Below are 22,741 nucleotides of genomic sequence, written 5' to 3'. Positions count from 1 at the left end.
AAGGTGCCTGTCGTATTATTGAAGGAAGTTGGGAATATTATATAATGACAAAGAGTTGGTCCAGTTACGACAGTTTAGTTGTTATGACCGCTACTTCGCATCATTTTTATGGTAAATGCTCCTAGGACTAGAATTACAATGCCCATAATGCCCCAAAGCCACCACTTATTCTCAAAAAGGGGTAATGTTCTGGGCAATTTACTTTTCTGAATTGTCTGGGGTTGCCCCAAAGTAACTGGTTTGAGATTTTTTGGAAGTACGAATCCATTTCCTGATATATCATAAATTGGAGCACGAGCATTGTTGTTGCCATAGGCCAAATAATAGTCGGCCGATTTATCAAAACGAGCGATCAGCTCATGTCGATATCCCTTTACAATCGGTTTAGAGAACGTTAAAGGTTGATTATCATAATTTTGAACCACAACCCTTAGTTTTTTGGCTAGATAACTATTGAATTTAAATTCGTTTTCCTCCAAGGAAGATAAAGTGCCAGTAGTAAGGGTTCGGTAGCTGTATCGCCAACCTTTCTCCGTATTTACGCTATCCGAAACATACTGAATCTCCACGGGACGATAGTAATCAATCTTATCCATGACTCCAATTTTCATATAACTTACAGGGATACGCGAGTTTAAATCAGTCGTGAGAATGGTGTTTTTGCCCTCTTCGGTCACTTCAAAATTAGCCACAGGATATTCTTGATAAGTTGAGGGTATGATGCTATCCAAATATAAGGTGGTTCGGAGCAGTTCTGGTTTTACATCGCTCATCATTAATAGTCGATAATAACGATATTTCGCATTTGAAAATTGAAGATTGGTAAAGGAGTAATTCGTCTGGCTATTTTTAATGGAAACAATCCTGTAATCCTCTAGTAGGGTGAACCATTCTCGTTGATTCTGACTTCCTTCGAGCATAACGTTCCAATCAAAATTATCGTTCTTTATGTTGAGTTGAATTTCATTGATACTTTTGGTCGTTGGGACTTCATACGTAAAGAAGTATCCATTCTCATTGGACGAGGTATTGATGAGGCTAAAATCAATTTTAGATAAAGCCCCTTTGGCATCGGACACCCTAAAAACATAGGGCGCTTCCAGTGTATCGGTTTTTGTAATACCATAGATTCGGATATCGGCCAAATTATTTTTCACATGGGAGAAAAGGGTATTTGGTAACGGAATGGTATGCCATTGGTCCGTTGTACCCTTAAGTGCAATTTTTTGGTCGTAACTATTCAATTGCCCAAAGGAGATTGAACATGATAGTAATAGCAGGAATGCTCCTATTTTAGTGCTCGTCCTCATGTGCAATGATATGTTTGTATTTGTTATAAAGGAAAGAGATAATTAATAGCAATATTCCCAAGGATACGAACACGATTGTTTTTGAAATGGTATTCAAGGATGCTATATCGTAAAGGAATAGTTTGACCAAAGTAACACCGAACAAAATAATGGCGATAATACGCAGGTATTTTCGGTTTTTCCAAATGCCCAGGGCAATTAGGTAAAGAGAGTAAGTGCCCCATAAAATACTTAAGCCAAGTTTGTAAGACTCGTTGGAGCCAGCCAAATCCATCCAAGTCAATAGTTCGCTACTAAGTATCCACAAGAGTGACACATGCAAAAGGATATTAAAGGGGATGCCAAAGTTCACTTTCATAAAGGATTGCCGTATCAATTTGTACAACATAACGATTAGAATGGCGAAGAATGCAATGGCGACATATCTAATGTAGAGGTTAAAATCATCTACTTCATAGAATTCCGCAAGGTTTTGAGAGATAAAAGCTTCTCGCAATTCGCTCAAAATATATAATCCTGCCGTATGGAAAATACCGCCGATAAGTATTCCTAGGCAAAGGGTGATGATTCCCAAAACCTTGTTCTTTATCCTCACCATATTAACGAAAGCAAGTGCTGCAACAAAAAGTAAGGTATAATTTAATAACCAAATGTCCGCTTGGTCCTTGATGGCGTAGTTTCTTTGGGGATAGGTATAGGCATCATTACCTATCATCGCTACTTCCGATTTTTGAAAAAGTAATTGGAAATAGTATTCAATTTCTAAGTAAAATGCACTGTATGTTACGAAGAGCAGTATTCCTGGAATGGCAAAGGCCATGATTTTGGAAAAAACACTTCGTTTTCCGTCCGCTGAAATATTTTGAAATTTTGTATTGATCCAATTTATAAATCCAAAGGCACCAAGAAATAGTAGGGACGTTAAAAATGCTGAATTAAAAATAGGAATCAATTCAGGAATACCTTCTCCATAGTTGTAACTGCTATAGCTTGTGGACCAATCCTGAGTAAGACTTAAAAAAGCCAATATCATCAATGGATACGATAGGTACTCGTAGGTGGGTACTTTCTTAGTACGGCCTATCCAGAAAAGGAGCGCTGCTTCCAATGCCCATAGCAATGTAACCCAATTACCGTCCAATTGCACGGGTATGGCTATAGTTATAAAGGTGAGGACGAGGCCTGCAATGAGGAAAAAAAGATTCCTGTCGGCCAGTTTTCTTTTATATATCAATACACATACTCCAAAATGGACAAGTGCATTGATTAGTGTAAATAAGCCTAAAAGCTCATTTCCGGTTTCATGAAACGAGAGTAATCCAATTCCCGAACCATAAAATATGAAAGAATTCAGCATGAGCATAAAAACGTCTGAAACCTTGAAGTTTTCCGACTTTACCAGCTTGTATGCCAGGAACGTACAATAAAAGATGCTGAAGAATAGACTGATGACAAATAGCGCCAACGCAAAATGTTCTTCTCTCACATACGAGAATGCTGCCCAGGCACCATAAATCAACCAGCTAAAACTAAAGGCCACATAGTAAAGCGCTTTCCAGTATTTTTTTAAGGAAATCACCAAAATCCCAATATTAATCATGGTCATGTAGGCGAATAAAAATGTAGCATTACCTGAATCATTGCTAAGTAAAAAAGGTATGGCGTACGCACCGACCAAACCTATATGGGCAATTACTTGTTTGTTATAATTAAGGGCTGCCACCACCCCGAAAACGGTAAATAAGAGCATGATCCCGAACGCCATAAGCTGCGGAAAAAGGTCGTAAAAACTATAAGCTGCAAAAGTGATGAAATAGAGGATGGCCAGAGCACCGCTTACGAGCACCGCACTGTAACTTGTATATTTTGACTTTAATTTGATGCCAAAACCAACAAGTCCCAGACCCACGAGATAGCCTAAAATGATGCGTGTTAGCGGACTTATTAGATTGTTTTCAATGGAATATTTTGCCCCGATTACAACGCCGATGACCGTAATCAATATGCCTATTTTATTGATGAGGTTTTCACCTATGAATTTTTCTAAATTCGACTTTCCCTTTGTTGGTTTTATTGGAGGTTTTACACTGCTAGTTGGCTGTAGAACCAGTGGTATTTCTGTGGTTTCCTCTTTTTTAGGAATAAAGTTTACAGGTGCTTTCGGCGTAGCACTTACTTTTATTACTGATTCCTTATCTTCAAAAGAGACTGAGGCTTCACCTTTTTTAAGAGTCTGTAATTCCTTTTTTAGCTGATTTACTTCTTGAGTAAAACCCTCTTGCCGCTTTAACAGTTGCTCAAGTCTATCTAAAAGTCGGGCAATTTGCTCGTTATTTTCGGCCATTTTTCGTCAATTTTTCCCAGTTTTATAGTGCAACTGGCATTGAAATAACGGAAATCCTTTCAATTTGTTGGCACACAATGTTTTTTCAAGGCGACATCAAAATTATTATGGCATCTTTTGCTATAAAAATCAATTGGAAATAAGAACCCCTAGTATGATGATGAGACTAATCCACTCAAAACCAAAAAATCCTGCAACGCCATTACTTTTCAAAATACAGATAAATGTAAACCGCCGCTCCAAAACTGGTTGCATCTGTAGAAGCCAAATGCCAGCCATCTTTTGAATATTCGTCAAGTTTTTCCTGTATCTCCGCTTTTGACGATTTGGCGATATGTTTAGTATCCAGCGTAAGCTTACTGTAGTAAATAAGTGTTTCGACTTTGTATTGCTTCATCTTAAAAGATTGGTTTTAGTTGACCATAAAAAGGGCGTTAGCAAAAAACAACTTTCCATTTTCCCAGAACCCTCTGAACAATGGATTGTCCACCATATAGATAACATGCCCGCGGCCCAGACGTTCAGACCCAAAAATCAAGGTCTCCGCAATTTTTTTCTGAGCCTCACTACCGGCAAAACCGGATACAGGGACGTTGGCGCCTTTAGTAAGATATACGGCGCTACCGCCATCTAAATAATTATAGGCCGCATCCCCTAACTTTAAAGTAAAATAAGTATCATCATAACCATAAGCCAAAGGATTTGTCGGGTCTACTTTCGCCTTAAAAATGGCACCCGTTATCTCTGATTTTATCCGTTCCCTTTGTGAGGAGTCAAATGCCCCAAGACTAATTGTGGAATCTTTTTCTTCTTCTTTTTCCTTGATTCTGAAGTCCTTGTCCGTCGATAAAGTTTTAATAGATTCGCCCATGGCGATTAATTTTCCACCGGACTTAACCCAGTCTTTAATTTTTTCCATCGCATTATCCTTTAAAAAACTTCGATACCGGTTACCGTCAGGCAATACAAGAACATCATATTTAGAAAGGTCTACACGATTAAAATAATCGGCATCCAAAATACTTACCGGATAATTCAATTGTTGTTCAAAAAAATGCCACACTTCCCCGAAGTCCAAGGTTGAAGTAGGGTCCCCGGATAGCACGGCGATTTTCACATCTTTAATAACGTCCACATACCTAGAACCAAAATCTTTGCCTATATCTACAAATCCGGTATTTACAACGGTCAACTCTTTATTTGGAGAATAATTCTTCAGAATGTTTTTCAAAGTTCCTGTAAAGTCCGAATGGTATTTGTTATCCCCTTTCGTGATGACCAAACTACCCCTTTTGTAGTCGTTCCCATCCATTGAAAAAGGCTTGTTAACGTATCTTACCCTTACCTTTTCCTTCAGAAGTTCCGCCAAAAATTTGGCGTCTTCTAAACTGTTCCAGTCCGTGACATAACCGTAGTTTTCATCATTAATATCATTAACAACGGGAGTGTAAATTGACCCTTCCACTTCACTCTTGCCAATAAAATTTTCCGAAGCAACTGCATCAAGACCGTAAGCATAAGGTAGTGACCATGCCGTTATATCATAGGTAACGGAGTCGCTTAGCTTGGCCCTAGGCTCAAACAGTACTTTTACCAAAGTACTTTTAGGTTGATCTGCAGAAATCACCATGCTTTTTTCGGTGCTTCGGGCACTACCTTGTTTTCCAGTATTGTAATCAAATCCTTTTGCCGTAGTATTTTGACCAATGCCATATTCAATCTCATGCTGGTCCAACAATCGGGCTAATTTGTATAAATTATCTTCATTACCGTTTAGAACATAACTTTTGTATTTAAAATCTTTGTTCTGATAGAATTTTTTGAACTCTTCATTCAACTTTTCAGTGTTCTTGCTGGCTACCTCAACTGTAGAAAGTCCGGTAGTATGGTGGTGGGCAATCCGGTCCTTAAGCGTAAGTGTATCCCCAATACTGGTTATAATGCCCAATCCGGCCCTGCCGCTACCTCCTTGCTCATAGGTCATTCCTATACCACCACTGTACGTTGGGTACGTGTCACCGTAACTAGGGTACAACAAATCAAAAACTTCTTTCGTAAAATAAAACCAACCGTTTTCATCAAAATATCTCGCATGATTTTTGCCAATGGTCACTTGAAACTCCCTCTGGAAATCTGTGATGACCTCATGATAGGGTTCTGAGGCTGGGGCAAAATAATAGGGGCTGTCCACACCCTGTTCATGAAAATCTACATGTACGTGAGGTAACCATTTATTGAACTGTTTCAAACGTTGTTGACTTTCCGCTTGTGTCAACCACGCCCAATCCCTGTTCAAATCGAACATATAGTGGTTACTTCTACCACTCAACCATCCTTCATGGTGTTCCTTGCTATTGGGATCCACATTGTAGCTCGTATTCTTGAACTGGTTGTACCAGTTCACGTAGCGGTCCCGCCCGTCCGGGTTGATACAAGGGTCCATTATGACTACCGTATTCTCCAGATAATTGCTTTTTGTGGTAAGTAGGTCATAAACGGTTTGCATGGAAGCCTCTGTGCTTACGCTCTCATTACCGTGTACGTTATAGCTTAGCCAAACTATCGCCTTGTCTGGTTGACCCTCGCCCTTTGTACTTTTCAAATGTTCTAAGCGTATACTTTCGATATTTTGGATATTATCTTCTGAGGACAAATAGGCCAATAGGAGCGGTCTGCGTTCATTGGTTTTCCCGTACTCCATCAATTTCATACGATTTGGTTCGGATTGTGCCAAATACTTATAATAATCCACCACCTGATGGTGTCTGGTGAACTGACTCCCTAGTTCGTAACCTAGGAATTCTGAGGGTGACTGAAGTTGTGCCGTAAAAATTAAAGGTAGGAGGAGTAGGAGCGGGAGTAAAAATTTCTTCATGTGTAATGTTTAAAATCGAATAGCGTCAAATCTAACAAATAATGCGCAAAATATGTTTTTGAAACCTGGTTTTTACAGATTTTGAACTAATTTCATGCTGTGGCTAATTAACGTATTTTTAGCAACTCTAAAGTATGAGAGTTTTATATTTACTTTCATTTTACTTCTTTTATGGATATTGACTGTTTACCCTTCAAAAAAACCGGTTATTTTTCAAATCTAATATGTGATTACATCGCGGGCGACAAAAAAGTTTCCCCGCTGTACCATCGGTTTCCGGATTTAAAAGGGTTTAAAGCACAAATAGAGGAAAAAGGGAATAGTTTTCCTGCCGCGCATAGAAAAACCTTGGTGGAATCCCTTAGGAAGCAATATAGCGGTTTGGATGCTTCCCAAAAAACGCTTCAAAATATTACCGATTTAAATGAAGCAAACACTTATACTGTAGTAACGGGCCATCAACTTAACTTATTTACCGGACCGTTATATTTTCTCTACAAAATTATTTCTACCATTAACCTGACCGAGGAGCTCAAATATGAATATCCAAAATTCAATTTTGTTCCTGTATACTGGATGGCCACGGAGGATCACGATTTTGAGGAAATCAATTATTTTAATTTTCGAGGCAAAAAAATACAGTGGAACAAAGATGCTTCCGGAGCCGTGGGACATTTAGATACCGAAGGGTTAAAGGAAGTTTTTCAAACGTTCTCAAATGCTATCGGTAATAGCAATAACGCTGAATTTCTGAAAACGCTATTTGAAAAAGCCTATCTGGAACACGAGACGCTAACAGAAGCCACAAGGTTCTTAGCGAATGCGTTGTTTAAGGATTATGGTCTAGTTATCGTCGATGGAGACGATACTAATCTTAAAAGGCTTCTAATCGCTTGTGCGAAACAAGACATATTTGAGCGAACTACGTTCAAGGCAGTTTCTGCTACCATTGATAGGATGCCTTCCGAATATACAGTTCAGGTAAGCCCGAGAGAAATCAACTATTTTTATTTGATGGATGGTTTGCGGGAGAGAATCGTGGAAGCCAATGGAAAGTATGGAGTTCATGGACAAAGTATAATCTGGGATAGGGAAGAACTATTGCAGGAATTGGATGCGCATCCAGAACGCTTTTCACCTAATGTTATCACAAGACCTCTGTACCAAGAAGTAATTCTACCTAATTTATGTTATATAGGAGGTGGGGGCGAAATAGCCTATTGGCTGGAACTTAAATCGTCCTTTGAAGCCATGGAGGTTCCTTTTCCTATATTATTGTTGCGGAATTCTGTTTTGGTAATCACGGAGAAACAGTCGGACAAATTGAAAAAAATGCAGCTTTCGGAGGAAGATTTGTTCTTAAAACAGAGTAGCCTAATCAATAAGAAGATACGGGAGATATCCAATATTGATATCGATTTTTCCCCGCAGAAAAAGCATCTGGAGGAACAATTCAAAGATTTGTATATACTGGCAGAAAAAACCGATAAATCGTTTATTGGAGCTGTAAAGGCTCAAGAGGTAAAGCAAAAAAAAGGGCTAGATAATCTAGAAAAAAGACTGCTTAAAGCTCAAAAAAGAAAGTTGAAAGACCACGTACGGCGTATGACCGATATCCAGAACGAACTTTTTCCGGGTAAATCATTGCAGGAACGAAACCTCAATTTTTCCGAATTGTATTTAGAGTACGGAGATGAACTGATTCCTATGCTCGTAAAAGCTTTGAAACCACTACGATTGGAGTTTACGGTACTAACGGTTTAGCTCATTTAAATAGATCTTTAGGGCACCAAAAATTCCCCTAACCAATCCTCATCCGAACGTGAATACCGCACCCGTATATGATTTGGGCGCTTCAATTTTAGATATTCAATTTTATGGGGAGTAATCTCTACCATACAAAAATAATCTTCATCAGATAGGTATTCTACAAGATCTGGATTTTTTATAGTACTGCCTGGAGCATTGCTAGTAATGTAATCCTTTCGACTGCTAGGTTGTATTCCGTGCCAATATTTTTTTAAGAGGGCGGGGTCAGTTATAACACTGGCCGTGCCCTCCACTTTTATTTGAAGCAGTTTTTTGGGATGATAAAACAACGCACTAATTTTTTTGTTTTCCTTTAGATGAATCATTTTTTTAGAACGTTTATCGGTATAGAAGGTGAGGGTCAAGTCTTCCGAAATTCTACGGAGTACCACTGTTCGTAATCTTGCCATATTGTCCAGGCCTACCGTGGCCAATGTGAAATAGCGAAAAGGGTGTCCCTTCTTAACAATGCTCTTGCTAAGTTCCTCCTTAAGTTCTTGAAAAAATACTTCGGTCATTAATAATTAATTTTAGTAAAAATAAAAATTGAATTATTAAGGTAGGGTTTTTTATAATAGGATTGTTATATATAAAATTGCTATGAAGAAGTTGATTTAGCTTCAAAATAATAATTCATGTTTAGGTTGGTTTTTGATTTAGATTAATAAGCTCGGGGTGGTTCCCGAGCTTTTCTTTTTTAAGACAAAATTAATTTTTATGTGTAAGGATATTAAAATACATCCGACTACATAAAGGAATACAAATTGCTATGAAAGAGGATTGTATTTACGATTCTCCAATTGTATTCAGTTGTTTGGTTGGTTGAATGGAAAGCCCGGTTGATTCCCGGGCTTTTTTGTTTAAAGAAAAATGAAAATATCAAATTTTAGCAGTAAAATGGAATTTGTAGGAATAGATATAAAAAATTAATAACCAGTAACTTGTAATATTTTATTTAAATAATTGGTGTTAATCAACTTTATAATCCAATTTCATGGTTATTGATGCCGTTTTGTTTTTTGATGCGGTATTATAGACTCCTCCCCAACTGTAGTCCTCACCGGAATTTTGACCCGTAATTTGGAACACGCCCATTTTAGCGGAGACCAAATCTCCCAAATTACTTCCGGCATTTTCGGCTATTTTTTCTGCTCGTATTCTGGCATCCTCCGTTGCTTTGGAAATCATCTCAATTTTAAGATCTGCAAGTTTGGTATAGTAATATCTTGGGGGAAAGGAATTGAATTGGACGCCCTCGTTCAACAACTCGGTTATTTCACGGGACACACTTTCGATTAGAGCAACATCTTGAGATTCTAACTTTAAGGCTTGTGTTAATTGATACCCCCTAAAAATACTACCTACATAGTTGCCAGCTTCGTATTTATTATCTCTAAGCTCTGTAGTCTGGACACTGTTAAAAATAATACTGTTGGCATCTATGCCTTTGGAAACCAAATAGGACTTCACAATATCCTTATCATTGTTCAATTGGTCAAAGGCAGACTTTAATACGGTATTGTTCGCAGAGAACTGCCCTTCCCAAACGATGAGATCAGAAGTGAAATTCTCATTTCCTAAACCAGTAACAGAAATTATTTGGGGCGGATTGGCCCTTTTGATATAAGCACTCCCTAGAAAATAGGCTGCGGATACAATTGCTAATGCGAAAATGACGGCACTAATATTTTTCATGACTATTCCTTGATTATAATTCTAAATATCCATAAAGATACTTTTACTGTACGTCCAAATTACTATTTTTGCCCATGCAAAACAAAGTCCTGATTCTAGACTTCGGTTCTCAGTATACCCAACTCATTGGTAGACGTGTTCGTGAACTGAATATTTTCTCCGAGATAAAACCGTATAATAAACTGCCCGAGGATATTTCCGAATACGGAGCGGTCATACTTTCGGGCTCTCCGTTCTCTGTACGTGCAAATGATGCACCTCATCCCGACTTATCAGAGATTAGAGGTAAACTTCCTTTATTGGGGGTTTGCTATGGAGCACAATATTTGGCACACTTTCATGGTGGAAATGTTGAAAAGTCCAATACACGCGAATACGGGCGGGCAAACCTGACCGCTATTTCCCAGAAAGAACCGTTTTTCCATCAGATTACTGATGGGTCTCAAGTATGGATGAGCCATGCCGACACGATTAAACAACTTCCAGAAAATACGGTCTTGCTAGCAAGTACTAACGATGTCAAGAATGCGGCCTTTAAATTTGAGGGGGAGGATACTTATTGTATTCAGTTTCATCCAGAAGTGTACCACACGACCGATGGCAAACAGCTCTTGGAAAACTTTTTGGTGCGCATTGCAGGTCTTGAGCAAACCTGGACGCCGGATGCCTTCGTGGAAAAGACAGTTGCGGAACTCAAAGAAAAAATAGGAAACGATAAGGTCATATTGGGACTATCGGGAGGAGTAGATTCTACAGTAGCCGCCGTATTGTTGCATAAAGCTATTGGAAAACACTTACATTGTATTTTTGTAAACAACGGTCTTCTTAGAAAAAATGAGTTTGAAGAGGTGTTGGAACAGTACAAGGGCATGGGCCTGAATGTTAAGGGTGTAGATGCTTCGGCACGCTTTTTGGATGCTTTGGCAGGGGAGCGTGACCCAGAAAAAAAGCGAAAGATTATCGGCCGCGTGTTTATCGAAGTTTTTGACGACGAGGCCTATTTGGTCGAGGATGCAAAGTGGTTGGCACAAGGAACAATTTATCCGGATGTGATCGAATCGGTTTCCGGTACGGGTGGCCCGTCGGCAACGATTAAAAGTCACCATAATGTTGGTGGCTTGCCCGATTTTATGAAATTGAAAGTGGTGGAACCTTTAAAAATGTTATTTAAAGATGAAGTACGGCGTGTAGGAAAGAGTATGAACGTAGGTGATGAGCGTTTGGGGAGGCATCCCTTTCCTGGTCCTGGATTGGCAATTCGAATTCTTGGTGATATTACCCGAGAAAAAGTGGCCATCTTACAGGAAGTAGACCATATATTTATTCAAGGATTACGCGATTGGGGGCTTTACGATGACGTGTGGCAGGCTGGAGCAATGCTCTTGCCCGTTAATAGTGTGGGAGTTATGGGAGACGAACGTACTTATGAGAAATGTGTAGCGCTTAGGGCGGTGGAAAGTACCGATGGTATGACAGCGGATTGGGTTAATTTACCCCATGAATTTTTACAAAAAACCTCCAACGACATCATCAATAAAGTCCCCGGAGTAAATCGTGTCGTATATGATATAAGTTCTAAGCCACCGGCAACAATAGAATGGGAATAATTAGGTTATCCTAAATGTGTGGTCTGAATATGGACGTTTAGGAAACGCAGAATAAATTACAGTAACGCTTAAAGACCGGATAAAATGAATCGATTTTTAAAGAATACACTTGTTTTACTGCTTTTCGTTTTCATGGGCAGCAAGTCTATAGCACAGAAGTTCAGCACGCATTCGGTAAAGGAAGGGGAGACCTTGGAAAGTATCGCCAAAATATATGGTGTGCTTCCCAGCAACATACTACAATTTAACAAAGAAATAAAATCAGGAGAGGAACTTAGGCCCAATACTATACTGGTAATTCCCTCCGCCAAGAGTCTCGGCGGTGAAGTGCCAGCAATAAGACCATCAACAGGTGTACACGAACTTTTGAAAGAGGTGATGCAGGATTCCGTAGTTGTGAGGCAGCCCACCGGTTTTAAGGAGCACAAAGTCCGTAAAAAGGAAACACTTTACGGTATTGCGAAAAAATACAATGTTACTGAGGAAGAAATTAAAAAGTACAACAAACAATTGTATGCTGCGCAATTGAAGAAGAAAATGGTCATCCGTATTCCTAAATATCCAGAAGTTGAGGAAAATGAAATCGGCATAGACCCCGACAATTATGAGAAATATGTGGTTGCCCCCAAGGAAACCCGATGGAGTATTGCACATAAATATGGAATTACTATAGATAGCATGTTGGTCCTGAATCCCGGACTTTCTAAAACCACTAATTATTTGGCCGAAGGTTACGAATTGTTGCTTCCAAAAATTGCAGGTAGTACGGTAGATAACCAAGAAACACAGCTTTTTATTTCCTACACGGTTCCACCTAAAATGAATTTTTATCGTTTGGAGCAAGAATTTGGAGTAAAATCTGAAGATGTGGTTAGGTTGAATCCTGAAATAACGGAAAGAAATGGGTTAAAAGAAGGTATGGTCATAAGGTTGCCGGAAACAAAACGAGATCCCGGGGAGATAAATACGGATAACTATATTTTTTATGTGGTCAAACCAAAGCAGAACGAATTTAGACTTACCCGAAAGTTTGGGTTGCCTTGGTCGGAAATTACCAAACTAAATCCAGATTTAAAGGATGGTCTAAAAGCGGGCATGGTCTTGAAACTACCCAAGGACCAAATCGGTGATTTTGAGGTGCGTAATTCTTTGATTTTGGACAAAATCAATCTTCTGGATAGCATAAATGTTGAGAATCGACCAAAAATCATGTTTTTACTACCATTCCGGTTGGACAAATTGGATTTGAACGATAAGGAATCTGTGGAATGGACTATAGCGAATAGAAACAGCTTAAAATATAGTTTAGGACTGTATTCTGGGGCATTGATAGCATTAGACTCTATTAAATCGCTCGGGGTATCCGTGGACGTAAAGACTTTTGACAATCAACTGAATTTACAGAAAACCAAAGAGATCCTATTAAGAGAAAACTTGAGGGATTATAGCGCGATATTTGGGCCATTAGATATAGGTTCTCTAAAAGAGGTCGCTGTGCAGGCCTCAAGCGTACAAGTTCCGGTCGTTGCACCTGTTCCTGCCGAAAGCGATATAAGTTTGCAGAACGTATTTTTCACCTATACGGAAGAACGTTTGCTGCGGGAACACATGATAAAATACGTAAAGGATAATTACAAAGACGAGAATATCATCATAATTGCGGATGAGAAAAATAAATCGGTAAAGGAGCAGTTAGCGGAGCAGTTTGCAGGTGCAAAGATATTGGATGTAAGGGAAGAGGAGAAAAACATTGGCGTGAACAGGGAAAAGCTAGCAAGTCTGCTGACAGAGGATTTGGATAACTGGGTATTCGTAGAATCGGACAATTTTAAGTTGATATCGAGTGTAGTATCTATTTTAAACTCGTTTAACACGGCAACGTTAGAGCCTATGGAGGGAAGAAAAATTTTTAAACTTCGGATGTTTACAACGGATATGAACAATGCTTTTGAGAACGACGTTATTTCCAGTACGCATCTCTCCAACCTCAATTTTACCTATCCATCCGTTTATAGGGAAGTAGGGACGAATAGCTTTGTAAAACGATATAGAAAACGGTTTGGGGATGATCCGGACCGTTATGCCGTTCGTGGATTTGACCTTACGTTTGATTTATTACTCAAATTGGCCTACAAGAACGATTTGATAGATATTTCAAAATTTGTCGGTTCAACGGAATATAATGGGAACAAGTTTGATTATGAGAAGGATGCCACTTCTGGTTATTTTAATCAGGCATCCTATATAATGGCATATGAGAATATGCGGATAAAGGAATTGGAATAATATGACTTCAAAAGTTAGCTATAACGGGGATTTAAGAACGGAATGTACACACTTAAAATCGGGTAATTCGTTCACGACCGATGCACCCACGGACAATAATGGCCTGGGGCAAGCTTTTTCCCCAACGGATACCGTTGCCACAGGACTGGCAAGCTGCATGTTGACCATGATGGGGATAAAGGCCAATGGACTTGGGGTAGACTTAAAGTCTTCCACGGCCGAGGTAACCAAGCATATGTCCGCATCTCCTAGAAGAATTTCTAAGATTGAGGTTACAATGAGTTTACCTGCCAACATTTCTGAAAAGAACAGAAAGATTTTAGAACATACAGCGGATACTTGTCCGGTGCATTTTAGCCTTCATCCGGATATTGAAAAGGTAATCACCTACAATTGGATTCTGTAGTAAAAAATATAGGTTTACTCATTCTCCTTTTCACCATGGTCTCTGGCGGCACAGCGCAGGAAGTGGTTCCGTGGGATGCGGGTAAACGATTGTCTTGGAAAGATTTTAAAGGAGAAGTACCTATTGGGGTTGGTGCGGCGGCTACCACGGCAAGTGGTATCAGTTATAATTTTTCTACGTATTACGAGGGTACAAAAATGATGGTTGATTACGAGGTGAATGCTTTTTTCTATCCCGAAAAATCATGGTACAGACCAAAAATCTGCAATGATACTACCTTGATCCACGAACAGTTGCATTTTGATATCTCAGAGCTTTTTGCGCGTAAAATGAGTTTGGAGATGGCCAAAACCTCATTCACCAAAAACGTAAAAGCCGAAGTCAGGGCCATTTACAAAAAGACCTTAAGGGAGCTTAACGATTTTCAGAATAGGTATGACGATGAAACCGATTATTCGCGGAATGTGCCACAACAAGTAGCTTGGACAAAGAAAATAGTGAAAGCTTTATCGGAATAATAAAAATCAGACGTCACAAATCGTTATTCCCTCCTTTAATGCAGCTATGGGGTCTTCCCAAGTGGGAATGAATTCCTGAGCTACGTAGCCCTTGTATCCGGTTTCCAGAATGGCCTTCATTATAGCTGGATAATACAATTCTTGCGTTTCATTGATTTCATGCCGGCCAGGATTTCCACCGGTATGGTAATGCCCAAAGTAGGGGTGGTACTCACGAATGTTCCGAATAACATCGCCTTCCATAATTTGCATATGATAAATATCGTAGAGCAGTTTAAAATTCTCAGATCCTAATCTTCTACACAATTCTACCCCCCAAAGCGTATGATCGCACATATAGTCCTTATGGTCTACTTTGGAATTCAATAACTCCATTTGTATGACGACGCCATGTTCTTTGGCAGTAGGCAAAATCTGTTGAAGGCCAGTAACACAGTTTTCGAGCCCTACTAAATCGTTCATTCCATTACGGTTTCCACTAAAGCAAATAAGATTTTTGTAACCGGCTTCCGCTACCAGTGGAATAACGCGTAGGTAATCGGCAATCAGTTCTTTATGCAATTTAGGGTCGTTCCAGCCTTTTTCAATGCCCAGACCTGCGCCCCAGCACATAGATGCATGGATGTTGTACTTTTTCATCAATGGCCAATCCTCGGGTCCGGTAAGGTCCATAGCTTTTATCCCCAGGTCGTTGAGGTTCTTTAAAAACTCCTCCATGGGAATTCTACTGTAGCACCAACGGCAGGCGCTATGGTTAATATTTCCTTTAAGCTCGCTTTTATAATTTCCATCAGGCCTGGGCGTGGCGCCAACAGTTTTAGTGGCCAAAAGTCCTAGAGAAGCTGCTGCGGATGCGCCTATAAATTTTCTTCGTTTCATTGTGTCTGACTATAGTGTGTCTTAAAGATAATTTATTTAGATTTAAATATGGAAATAATACCGGATAAGCAAAAACTGATAGAGCTAGCACACTACCGCATGCCCTTTGGGAAGCATAAGGGAAGATATTTGGTGGATATTCCCGAAGCTTATTACATCTGGTTTCAGCAAAAGGGGTTTCCCGATGGAAAATTGGGACAATTATTACGCTCCATGTTAGAAATTAAGGTAAATAGTTTGGAATCTGTAATTCGGAAAATCCAAAAAGATTTTCCGAAGGAAAATCGGTGATATCTTCAGGCAATTCGTAACTTTGTGTCCCGTAACACAGAAATCTTCAAATGTCACAAACCAAATACATCTTCGTTACGGGGGAGTTACTTCATCTTTGGGTAAGGGTATCATCGCAGCTTCTTTAGCCAAACTCTTGCAATCCAGAGGATACAAAACCACAATTCAAAAATTAGACCCCTACATTAACGTAGATCCAGGAACGCTGAACCCATACGAACATGGTGAGTGTTACGTTACGGATGACGGAGCGGAAACCGATTTGGATTTAGGGCACTATGAACGATTTTTAAACGTGAGAACCTCGCAAGCGAACAACGTTACAACAGGAAGAATTTACCAAAGTGTCATTGAAAAAGAGCGAAGGGGAGAGTTTTTAGGAAAAACGGTTCAGGTTGTTCCACACATTACAAATGAAATTAAGGAGAGGGTACAGTTGTTGGGCAATAGTGGCGATTATGATATCGTCATTACGGAGATTGGTGGTACGGTTGGTGATATTGAATCCTTACCTTATATAGAAGCGGTCAGACAATTATTATGGGAACTTGGGGACACTAATGGTATAGTCATACACTTAACTTTGGTGCCTTATCTATCTGCGGCCGGGGAATTAAAAACGAAGCCTACACAACACTCTGTAAAAACATTGATGGAGAGCGGTATAAAAGCCGATATTTTGGTCTGTAGAACCGAACATGAAATATCCGATGAGATAAAGGACAAATTGGCACTTTTCTGCAACGTAAAGCGTGAAGCAGTGATTCAAAGTATCGACGCTTCTACAATCTATGATGTGCCAATACTAATGCAGGAAGAGGGGCTGGATACCGTAGCCTTACGAAAATTGGCACTTTCAGACGATAAAGAGCCTGATTTGAAACTATGGAACGAATTTCTTGACCGGCACAAGAACCCAAAGAATGAAGTCGTCATAGGCCTTGTAGGCAAATATGTGGAATTGCAGGATTCTTATAAATCAATCCTGGAATCCTTTATCCATGCTGGAGCAAAGAATGAGGTAAGAGTAAACGTTAAGTCCGTTCATTCCGAGTATATCACCAATAAAAATTTTGAAAGCAAGCTAAAGGGCCTGGATGGAATTTTAGTAGCGCCTGGTTTTGGTGAGCGCGGTATTGAGGGAAAAATTAAAGCGGTGCAGTATGCGCGTGAGAACAATATTCCTTTTTTAGGTATATGTTTGGGCATGCAGATGGCGGTAATAGAATATGCACGCAACATACTTGGATTAAAGGATGCCAGTTCTACTGAAATGGAGGAGGATACCTCGGAACCCGTTATCAGTATTATGGAAGAACAAAAATCCATAACCAATAAAGGAGGGACGATGCGATTGGGAGCGTGGGATTGTAAACTAGAAGACGGAAGTCTGGTGCAAAAAGTTTACAATGGCGCAACCGAAATATCGGAAAGGCATCGCCATAGATACGAGTTCAATAATAACTATAAGGAACAATTGGAAAAATCCGGGCTCATGGCTTCCGGTGTAAATACGGCCACGAATCTGGTGGAAATTATTGAATTGCGAAACCATCCATGGTTTATTGGCGTACAATATCATCCGGAATATAAAAGTACCGTCGCCAATCCACATCCGTTATTCGTAGGTTTTGTTAAAGCGGCCTTGGTCCATAAAAAAGCACAAACTAATGCCAGTTTGGCATAAACTCCGTATTTGGGCATATATTTGCGTATTCTGAATTGGTATCGGAAGAAAAACCAAACGATTACCTTACTAATTAGATTATTTAGATGGAAGAAAAGAAATTGGATGTGAATTCTATTATCGGTTTTGTACTGATTTTTGGGATACTCATCTTTATGTTTTATCAGAACAAACCCACTCCCGAAGAGGTTGAGGCCCAAAAAGCACAACAAGAACAGATTGATGCCGAGGCCAGCGAGCCAGAAGTTCAAAATGAAATCGTTACCGACGAAAAACCTAGCCTTAACTTAAATGACTCCACTGCAGTGGCTAATTATCAGAGTCAGTTAGGAGCTTTCGGTTTTACTACTCCTACCGAAGAAATCATTACATTGGAGAATGATGTTGTTGTCCTAAAGATCAGTAGTAAAGGCGGTTACATTGTGGAGGCTAAAATGAAGAATTTTGTTACCTATGATTCCGTTCCCGTTTATCTGATAAAGGATGGTAATTCATCTTTCGGGTTTGATTTCTCTACTACCGATAATCGCGTCTTGAATACACAAGATTTGTTCTTTGAGCCTAGCTTGACCAATTCTAGTGGTAACCAAGTAATTTCCTTAAAAGCAAAAGCGGCAAACGACAAATTTTTGGAATATCGGTATGAAATGAAGCCCGATGATTATTTGGTCGATTTTACCGTTCGTTCTCAAGGTTTGGATAATATCATTAACGAAAATAAGCCCGTTACCCTGGATTGGAGACTAAAGGGAATACGTCATTCCAAGAGTATCGAGTACGAAAATAGATACACCCGTCTTACCTACAATCATGAAGATGACAAATTAAGTAAATTGTCCGAGGGAAGCGACGATGAGGAAACCGAAGAGGATATTAAATGGATATCGTACAGACAACATTTTTTTAGTTCTATTCTGGCCACGGACGAACCGTTCAAATCAGGTGTTCTTACTTCTAAAAATTTAGTAGAAGAAGAAAGTAGGACGTTTGGCTTTACGAAGGAATACGCATCCACGTTGCCCATAGAAGTAAAGGGTGGAGGTATTTCCAAGGACATGTACTGGTATTTTGGGCCTACAGATGTTGAGGTACTCTCCCAGTACGAAGATTTAGGCCTGGTAGATTCCATCCCCTTTGGATGGGGTATTTTCGGTTGGATCAACCGATACGTTTTCACACCATTTTATGCGCTAATAAGCACGTATTTTCCTTATGGAATTGCTATTGTTATTATGACAATTTTAGTTCGTTTAGCAATGTCTCCGGTTACTTACAAGTCTTACCTCTCACAGGCAAAAATGAAGGTGTTGAAGCCTGAGATTACGGAATTGGGCGAAAAGTACAAGGACAACGCCATGAAAAAGCAGCAAGAAACCATGAAGTTGTACGGTAAGGCGGGCGTTAGTCCCATGAGCGGCTGTGTCCCGGCATTCTTACAAATGCCAATTTTCTATGCGCTTTTCATGTTTTTCCCGACTTCTTTCGCATTGCGGCAAAAGTCTTTTTTATGGGCGGACGACCTTTCTTCTTTTGATACCATTTATCAATTTCCAGAAGGATTTTCTATTCCGTTTTACGGGGACCACATTAGTCTTTTTCCAATTCTGGCTTCGGTGGCGATATTCTTTTACATGATGATGACTACGGGTCAGAACATGCCGACGCAACCCGGTATGCCTAATATGAAATTTATCATGTACCTGATGCCGTTCATGATGTTGTTTTTCTTTAACAACTATGCGAGTGGATTAAGTTTGTATTATTTTGTTTCCAATTTGATTACTATAGGTATCATGTTGGTCATAAAGAACTTTATCCTGGACAATGATAAAATACATGCCCAAATTCAGGAGAACAAAAAGAAACCGAAAAAGGAAAACAAGTTCCAGCGTAAGATGCGTGAAATGATGGAACAGGCCGAGTCTCAGAAAAAACGCTAAATTATTTTGGATTTTACATAAATAAAAAGCCCCCACTCAGCGTAGGGGCTTTTGCCATTGATTAAGGTTTGGTTTGGTAAGATTTGGGAGTTGCAATATGGCACTATATGCCACTTAAAAAAAAGTTAGTTGTAAAGGATAGCTATTTGTATGCTAAAAGATATACTTCTGTTGTCTGAAAAATTTCTGTACACAAAAAACCCTCCTAAATTTCTCAGGAGGGTTTTTGATAATCGTCTATTTGATTAATAGTACGAATACTTTAGTGTGAAGGATTTAAAAGGTTCAAGACTTCTTGCGGAAGAACAACTTTATCTATAATATGTACGATTCCGTTACTGGTCTCATTATCCGCACCTATCACTTTTGCCAAAGTATCGGTTTTGTCCTTTAAGAATACGCCGTGATTTAATATCGCGAACAACGACTCTCCTTGTACGGTAACCAGTTCTTGGTGGTTGGACAAATCGGTAGATGCGACCGCAGCGCCTGAAACAACGTGATATGTTAATACTTTCGCCAAAAGGGCCTTCTCGTCATGCGTATCAAAATCTGCTAAACTGTGATAATCATCACCCAACGCATCAAGCAAATCGGCAAATGCCGCGTTTGTTGGTGCAAACACAGTGAAAGGACCATCACCGCTCAACACTTCCACTAAGCCTGCATCGGCTTGGATCAAGGCTTCCACTAATAGGCTTAAATCATCCACACTTTGAGCGGTTTCCACTATATTAGGTACTTCAGGAGCCAAAGCATCTAATACGGCTTGTGGCAACAATACTTTATTTATAACGTGAACTACACCGTTACTCGCCTCAACATCTGGTATCACCACTGTGGCATTGGTATCAGTTGCGTCAACTATATGTACCGTTCCATCCTTTAAATTAATTGATACGTTTTCACCTTGAAAAGTTTCAATGGATTGTCCGTCACTCAAATCTGTTGAAAAAGCAGCTGTACCAGCAACAACATGATACGTTAATACTTGTACCAATAAATCTTTTTCTTCATCTGTATCAAAATCTGCCAGACTGTGATAATCATCGCCTAAGATATTCAGCAAATCCGCAAATGCTGCATTTGTTGGTGCAAATACCGTAAATGGACCGGCACCGCTTAAAGTTTCGACCAATCCGGCATCAGCTTTTCCGAAAGCTTCGACCAATAAACTTAAGTCATTGGTTTCTACTGCTATTTCCACTATGGTCTTCAAGCTCATAGCACTTAAAGCGTCCAACACTTCTTGTGGCAGTAATACTTTGTCGATAACATGTACAACACCATTGCTAGCCTCAACATCTGGAATAGCTACCGTTGCATTCGTATCAGTTGCGTCGATTATGTGAACCGTGCCGTCTTTTATGCTAATTGATACACTTTCACCCTGAACGGTTTCAATAGATTGACCATCGCTTAAATCAGTGGAAAAGGCAGCGTTACCAGCTATTACATGGTACGTCAGTACCTTAACCAATAAAGCTTTCTCTTCATCGGTATCAAAATCTGATAAGCTATTGAAGTCATCACCTAAAACATCAAGTAGTGCTAAAAAAGCTGCATTTGTTGGAGCGAAAACGGTAAATGGTCCGGCTCCGTTCAGAGTTTCTACCAGTCCTGCGTCCGCTTGTGTAAGAGCATCTACCAAAAGGCTAAGATCGTCCGTGGCGACTGCGGTATCAACAATTGTTTTCAAGCTTAAAGTGGCCACAAAATCTATAGCGGACTGTGGTAATAATACTTTATCTATTGTATGGGCAACACCATTGGATGCCATAATATCCGTAGCCGTGATATTTGCGTTGACATCAGAAGCATCTCCAATTACAAATGTATCCCCCGAAGCAATTACCTCAATACTATTGTCTTCTAAGGCGGTAGGGACTTCACCGGCCGCTAAATCAGCGGCTTTAACTTCGGCCGCTAAAACATGATAAAGGAGAATGTCTTTTAACAATGCCATTTCCTCATCGGTATCAAAATCCTCCAAACCGTTATAGTCGTCTCCTAAAATTTCTAACAAGGCTACAAATGCATCATCGGTAGGGGCAAATACGGTAAATGGACCTTCGCTAGATAACGTTTCAGCTAAACCAGCTTTGATGACCGCGGCCTCTAAAATGGACAGCGCTTCCGTAGCAACGACTACGTCCACCAAGGTGCCGGTTTCGTTATTCATTTCCCCATCGTTAATAGCGTCTATGATTGCTTGCGGAAGCATCACTTTGTCAATTACGTGTACTACACCGTTGCTCGCCTCTACGTCGGCAATGACAACTTCAGCGTCTGTTTCCGTGGCATCATCGATAAAAACTCCTCCTTCAAGGTTAATGGTCAGCTCTTCGCCTTGAACTGTTGGAATAATTTGTCCGTCACTCAAATCCGTAGATTTGGCCGCGACTCCAGCAACCACATGATAGGTTAGAATGGTGGTCAAAATGGCCCTTTCTTCATCTGTGTCAAAATCTTCTAGTGAGTCAAAGTCATCTAAAGATTCTAATAAATCTGTAAACGCCGCATTGGTCGGGGCAAATACGGTGAATGGGCCTTCACCACTTAAAGTTCCTACCAAATCTGTTCCTTCGGAATTATCCGCTGTCAAAAGTGCAGAAACCAGAGAAGATAATGCTTCTTCTCCTTGAGCAACCGTTACAATATTGTTATCCGTTTTGGATTCCATCATTTCCTCGTTGTCCTTTTCACAGGACGATACGAAAAAAATTACGGCCAGCAAGGCCAGCAAACTTTTTAATGATACTACTTTTTTCATAATGTGTGTTTTTAGGTAAAATGTTTAAAGAATTATTGAATAATATAAAAACAGAGTAAAATTTTGTAAAAAACTAATGACAGAATTATTAATATCAAATGGGGTCATAAATCTTGGATTATTTAATAAATTCTGAAATTGATAACATTATTTACAATTATCTTATATCTATTAATGAGATGACAATATTGGAATTTGGTTGCTTTTGTTTATATTTATTTTTGAAAAGTTTAACAAAAAATAAATAATATTAAAGGTTTACCTGAAAGATTGCCATAAAAAAAGCCGCAAATTGCGGCTTTCCTCATTAGTATTATTCCA

The 22,741-nt window shown here is 39.6% G+C and carries 15 protein-coding genes and 1 pseudogene; 8 read left to right on the top strand and 8 right to left on the bottom strand.

Annotation, left to right across the window (positions count from 1 at the left end; translation table 11 throughout):
* Nucleotides 1–74: 74 nt before the first annotated feature.
* From N8A89_RS02110 to N8A89_RS02095, 4 genes are all read right to left on the bottom strand, one after another.
* The gene (locus N8A89_RS02110; protein WP_281540771.1) at nucleotides 75–1,310 is read right to left on the bottom strand and encodes a DUF3999 family protein; all 1,236 of its coding nucleotides are present in this window, start codon (nucleotides 1,308–1,310) and stop codon (nucleotides 75–77) included.
* A complete protein-coding gene (locus N8A89_RS02105) occupies nucleotides 1,294–3,654 on the bottom strand; it encodes a DUF2339 domain-containing protein (RefSeq protein ID WP_289644844.1) in 2,361 nt (786 codons plus the stop codon). The genes N8A89_RS02110 and N8A89_RS02105 overlap by 17 nt, the downstream gene beginning before the upstream one ends.
* 202 nt (nucleotides 3,655–3,856) lie before the next feature.
* Entirely contained in the window at nucleotides 3,857–4,051 is a 195-nt protein-coding gene (locus N8A89_RS02100; protein ID WP_281540768.1) for a DUF4177 domain-containing protein, read from the bottom strand.
* Between the two features lie 15 nt (nucleotides 4,052–4,066).
* Nucleotides 4,067–6,529: a M14 family metallopeptidase gene (locus N8A89_RS02095; protein ID WP_289644843.1), complete on the bottom strand. Its 2,463-nt coding sequence runs from the start codon at nucleotides 6,527–6,529 to the stop codon at nucleotides 4,067–4,069.
* Between the two features lie 171 nt (nucleotides 6,530–6,700).
* Between N8A89_RS02095 and bshC the strand changes: the two genes are divergently transcribed.
* Entirely contained in the window at nucleotides 6,701–8,293 is a 1,593-nt protein-coding gene (gene bshC, locus N8A89_RS02090; protein WP_289644842.1) for a bacillithiol biosynthesis cysteine-adding enzyme BshC, read from the top strand.
* A 17-nt stretch (nucleotides 8,294–8,310) separates the two neighbouring features.
* Here the strand turns inward: bshC and N8A89_RS02085 are convergent, their stop codons facing one another.
* Nucleotides 8,311–8,856, bottom strand: coding sequence for a pyridoxamine 5'-phosphate oxidase family protein (locus N8A89_RS02085; RefSeq protein WP_289644841.1), 546 nt, complete (start codon nucleotides 8,854–8,856; stop codon nucleotides 8,311–8,313).
* Nucleotides 8,857–9,307: 451 nt separating this feature from the next.
* A complete protein-coding gene (locus N8A89_RS02080) occupies nucleotides 9,308–10,033 on the bottom strand; it encodes an SIMPL domain-containing protein (RefSeq protein WP_281540766.1) in 726 nt (241 codons plus the stop codon).
* A gap of 74 nt (nucleotides 10,034–10,107) precedes the next feature.
* Here N8A89_RS02080 and guaA point away from each other — a divergent pair, with 74 nt between their 5' ends.
* The 4 genes from guaA (at nucleotide 10,108) to N8A89_RS02060 (ending at nucleotide 14,850) form a co-directional block, all read left to right on the top strand.
* Nucleotides 10,108–11,640: a glutamine-hydrolyzing GMP synthase gene (gene guaA / locus N8A89_RS02075; RefSeq protein WP_289644840.1), complete on the top strand. Its 1,533-nt coding sequence runs from the start codon at nucleotides 10,108–10,110 to the stop codon at nucleotides 11,638–11,640.
* Between the two features lie 84 nt (nucleotides 11,641–11,724).
* Nucleotides 11,725–13,926 (top strand): LysM peptidoglycan-binding domain-containing protein, encoded by a 2,202-nt coding sequence (locus tag N8A89_RS02070; RefSeq protein WP_289644838.1) that lies wholly within the window; start codon nucleotides 11,725–11,727, stop codon nucleotides 13,924–13,926.
* Between the two features lies 1 nt (nucleotide 13,927).
* Nucleotides 13,928–14,332 (top strand): OsmC family protein, encoded by a 405-nt coding sequence (locus N8A89_RS02065; protein ID WP_289644837.1) that lies wholly within the window; start codon nucleotides 13,928–13,930, stop codon nucleotides 14,330–14,332.
* Nucleotides 14,320–14,850 (top strand): DUF922 domain-containing protein, encoded by a 531-nt coding sequence (locus tag N8A89_RS02060; protein WP_281540763.1) that lies wholly within the window; start codon nucleotides 14,320–14,322, stop codon nucleotides 14,848–14,850. The genes N8A89_RS02065 and N8A89_RS02060 overlap by 13 nt, the downstream gene beginning before the upstream one ends.
* A 6-nt stretch (nucleotides 14,851–14,856) precedes the next feature.
* On the opposite strand, the gene N8A89_RS02055 is transcribed toward N8A89_RS02060, so the two are convergent.
* A complete protein-coding gene (locus tag N8A89_RS02055) occupies nucleotides 14,857–15,729 on the bottom strand; it encodes a hydroxypyruvate isomerase family protein (protein WP_281540762.1) in 873 nt (290 codons plus the stop codon).
* 48 nt (nucleotides 15,730–15,777) lie between these two features.
* Here N8A89_RS02055 and N8A89_RS02050 point away from each other — a divergent pair, with 48 nt between their 5' ends.
* From N8A89_RS02050 to yidC, 3 genes and pseudogenes are all read left to right on the top strand, one after another.
* Nucleotides 15,778–16,020, top strand: a complete 243-nt coding sequence (locus N8A89_RS02050) for a DUF3820 family protein (protein WP_281540761.1) — start codon at nucleotides 15,778–15,780, stop codon at nucleotides 16,018–16,020.
* Nucleotides 16,021–16,070: 50 nt separating this feature from the next.
* Nucleotides 16,071–17,707: pseudogene (pyrG, locus tag N8A89_RS02045) on the top strand (CTP synthase).
* Between the two features lie 86 nt (nucleotides 17,708–17,793).
* Complete coding sequence (gene yidC / locus N8A89_RS02040; protein ID WP_281540760.1) at nucleotides 17,794–19,647, top strand: membrane protein insertase YidC; 1,854 nt, start codon at nucleotides 17,794–17,796, stop codon at nucleotides 19,645–19,647.
* A gap of 262 nt (nucleotides 19,648–19,909) precedes the next feature.
* Here yidC and N8A89_RS02035 read toward each other — a convergent pair whose 3' ends face one another.
* On the bottom strand, nucleotides 19,910–22,420 hold the full coding sequence (locus tag N8A89_RS02035; RefSeq protein ID WP_281540759.1) for a fasciclin domain-containing protein: 2,511 nt from the start codon (nucleotides 22,418–22,420) through the stop codon (nucleotides 19,910–19,912).
* Nucleotides 22,421–22,741 lie beyond the last annotated feature (321 nt).

This window comes from Maribacter aestuarii, from assembly GCF_027474845.2.
GTDB lineage: Bacteria > Bacteroidota > Bacteroidia > Flavobacteriales > Flavobacteriaceae > Maribacter > Maribacter aestuarii.
This window is presented reverse-complemented; position numbering and strand designations above follow the sequence as displayed.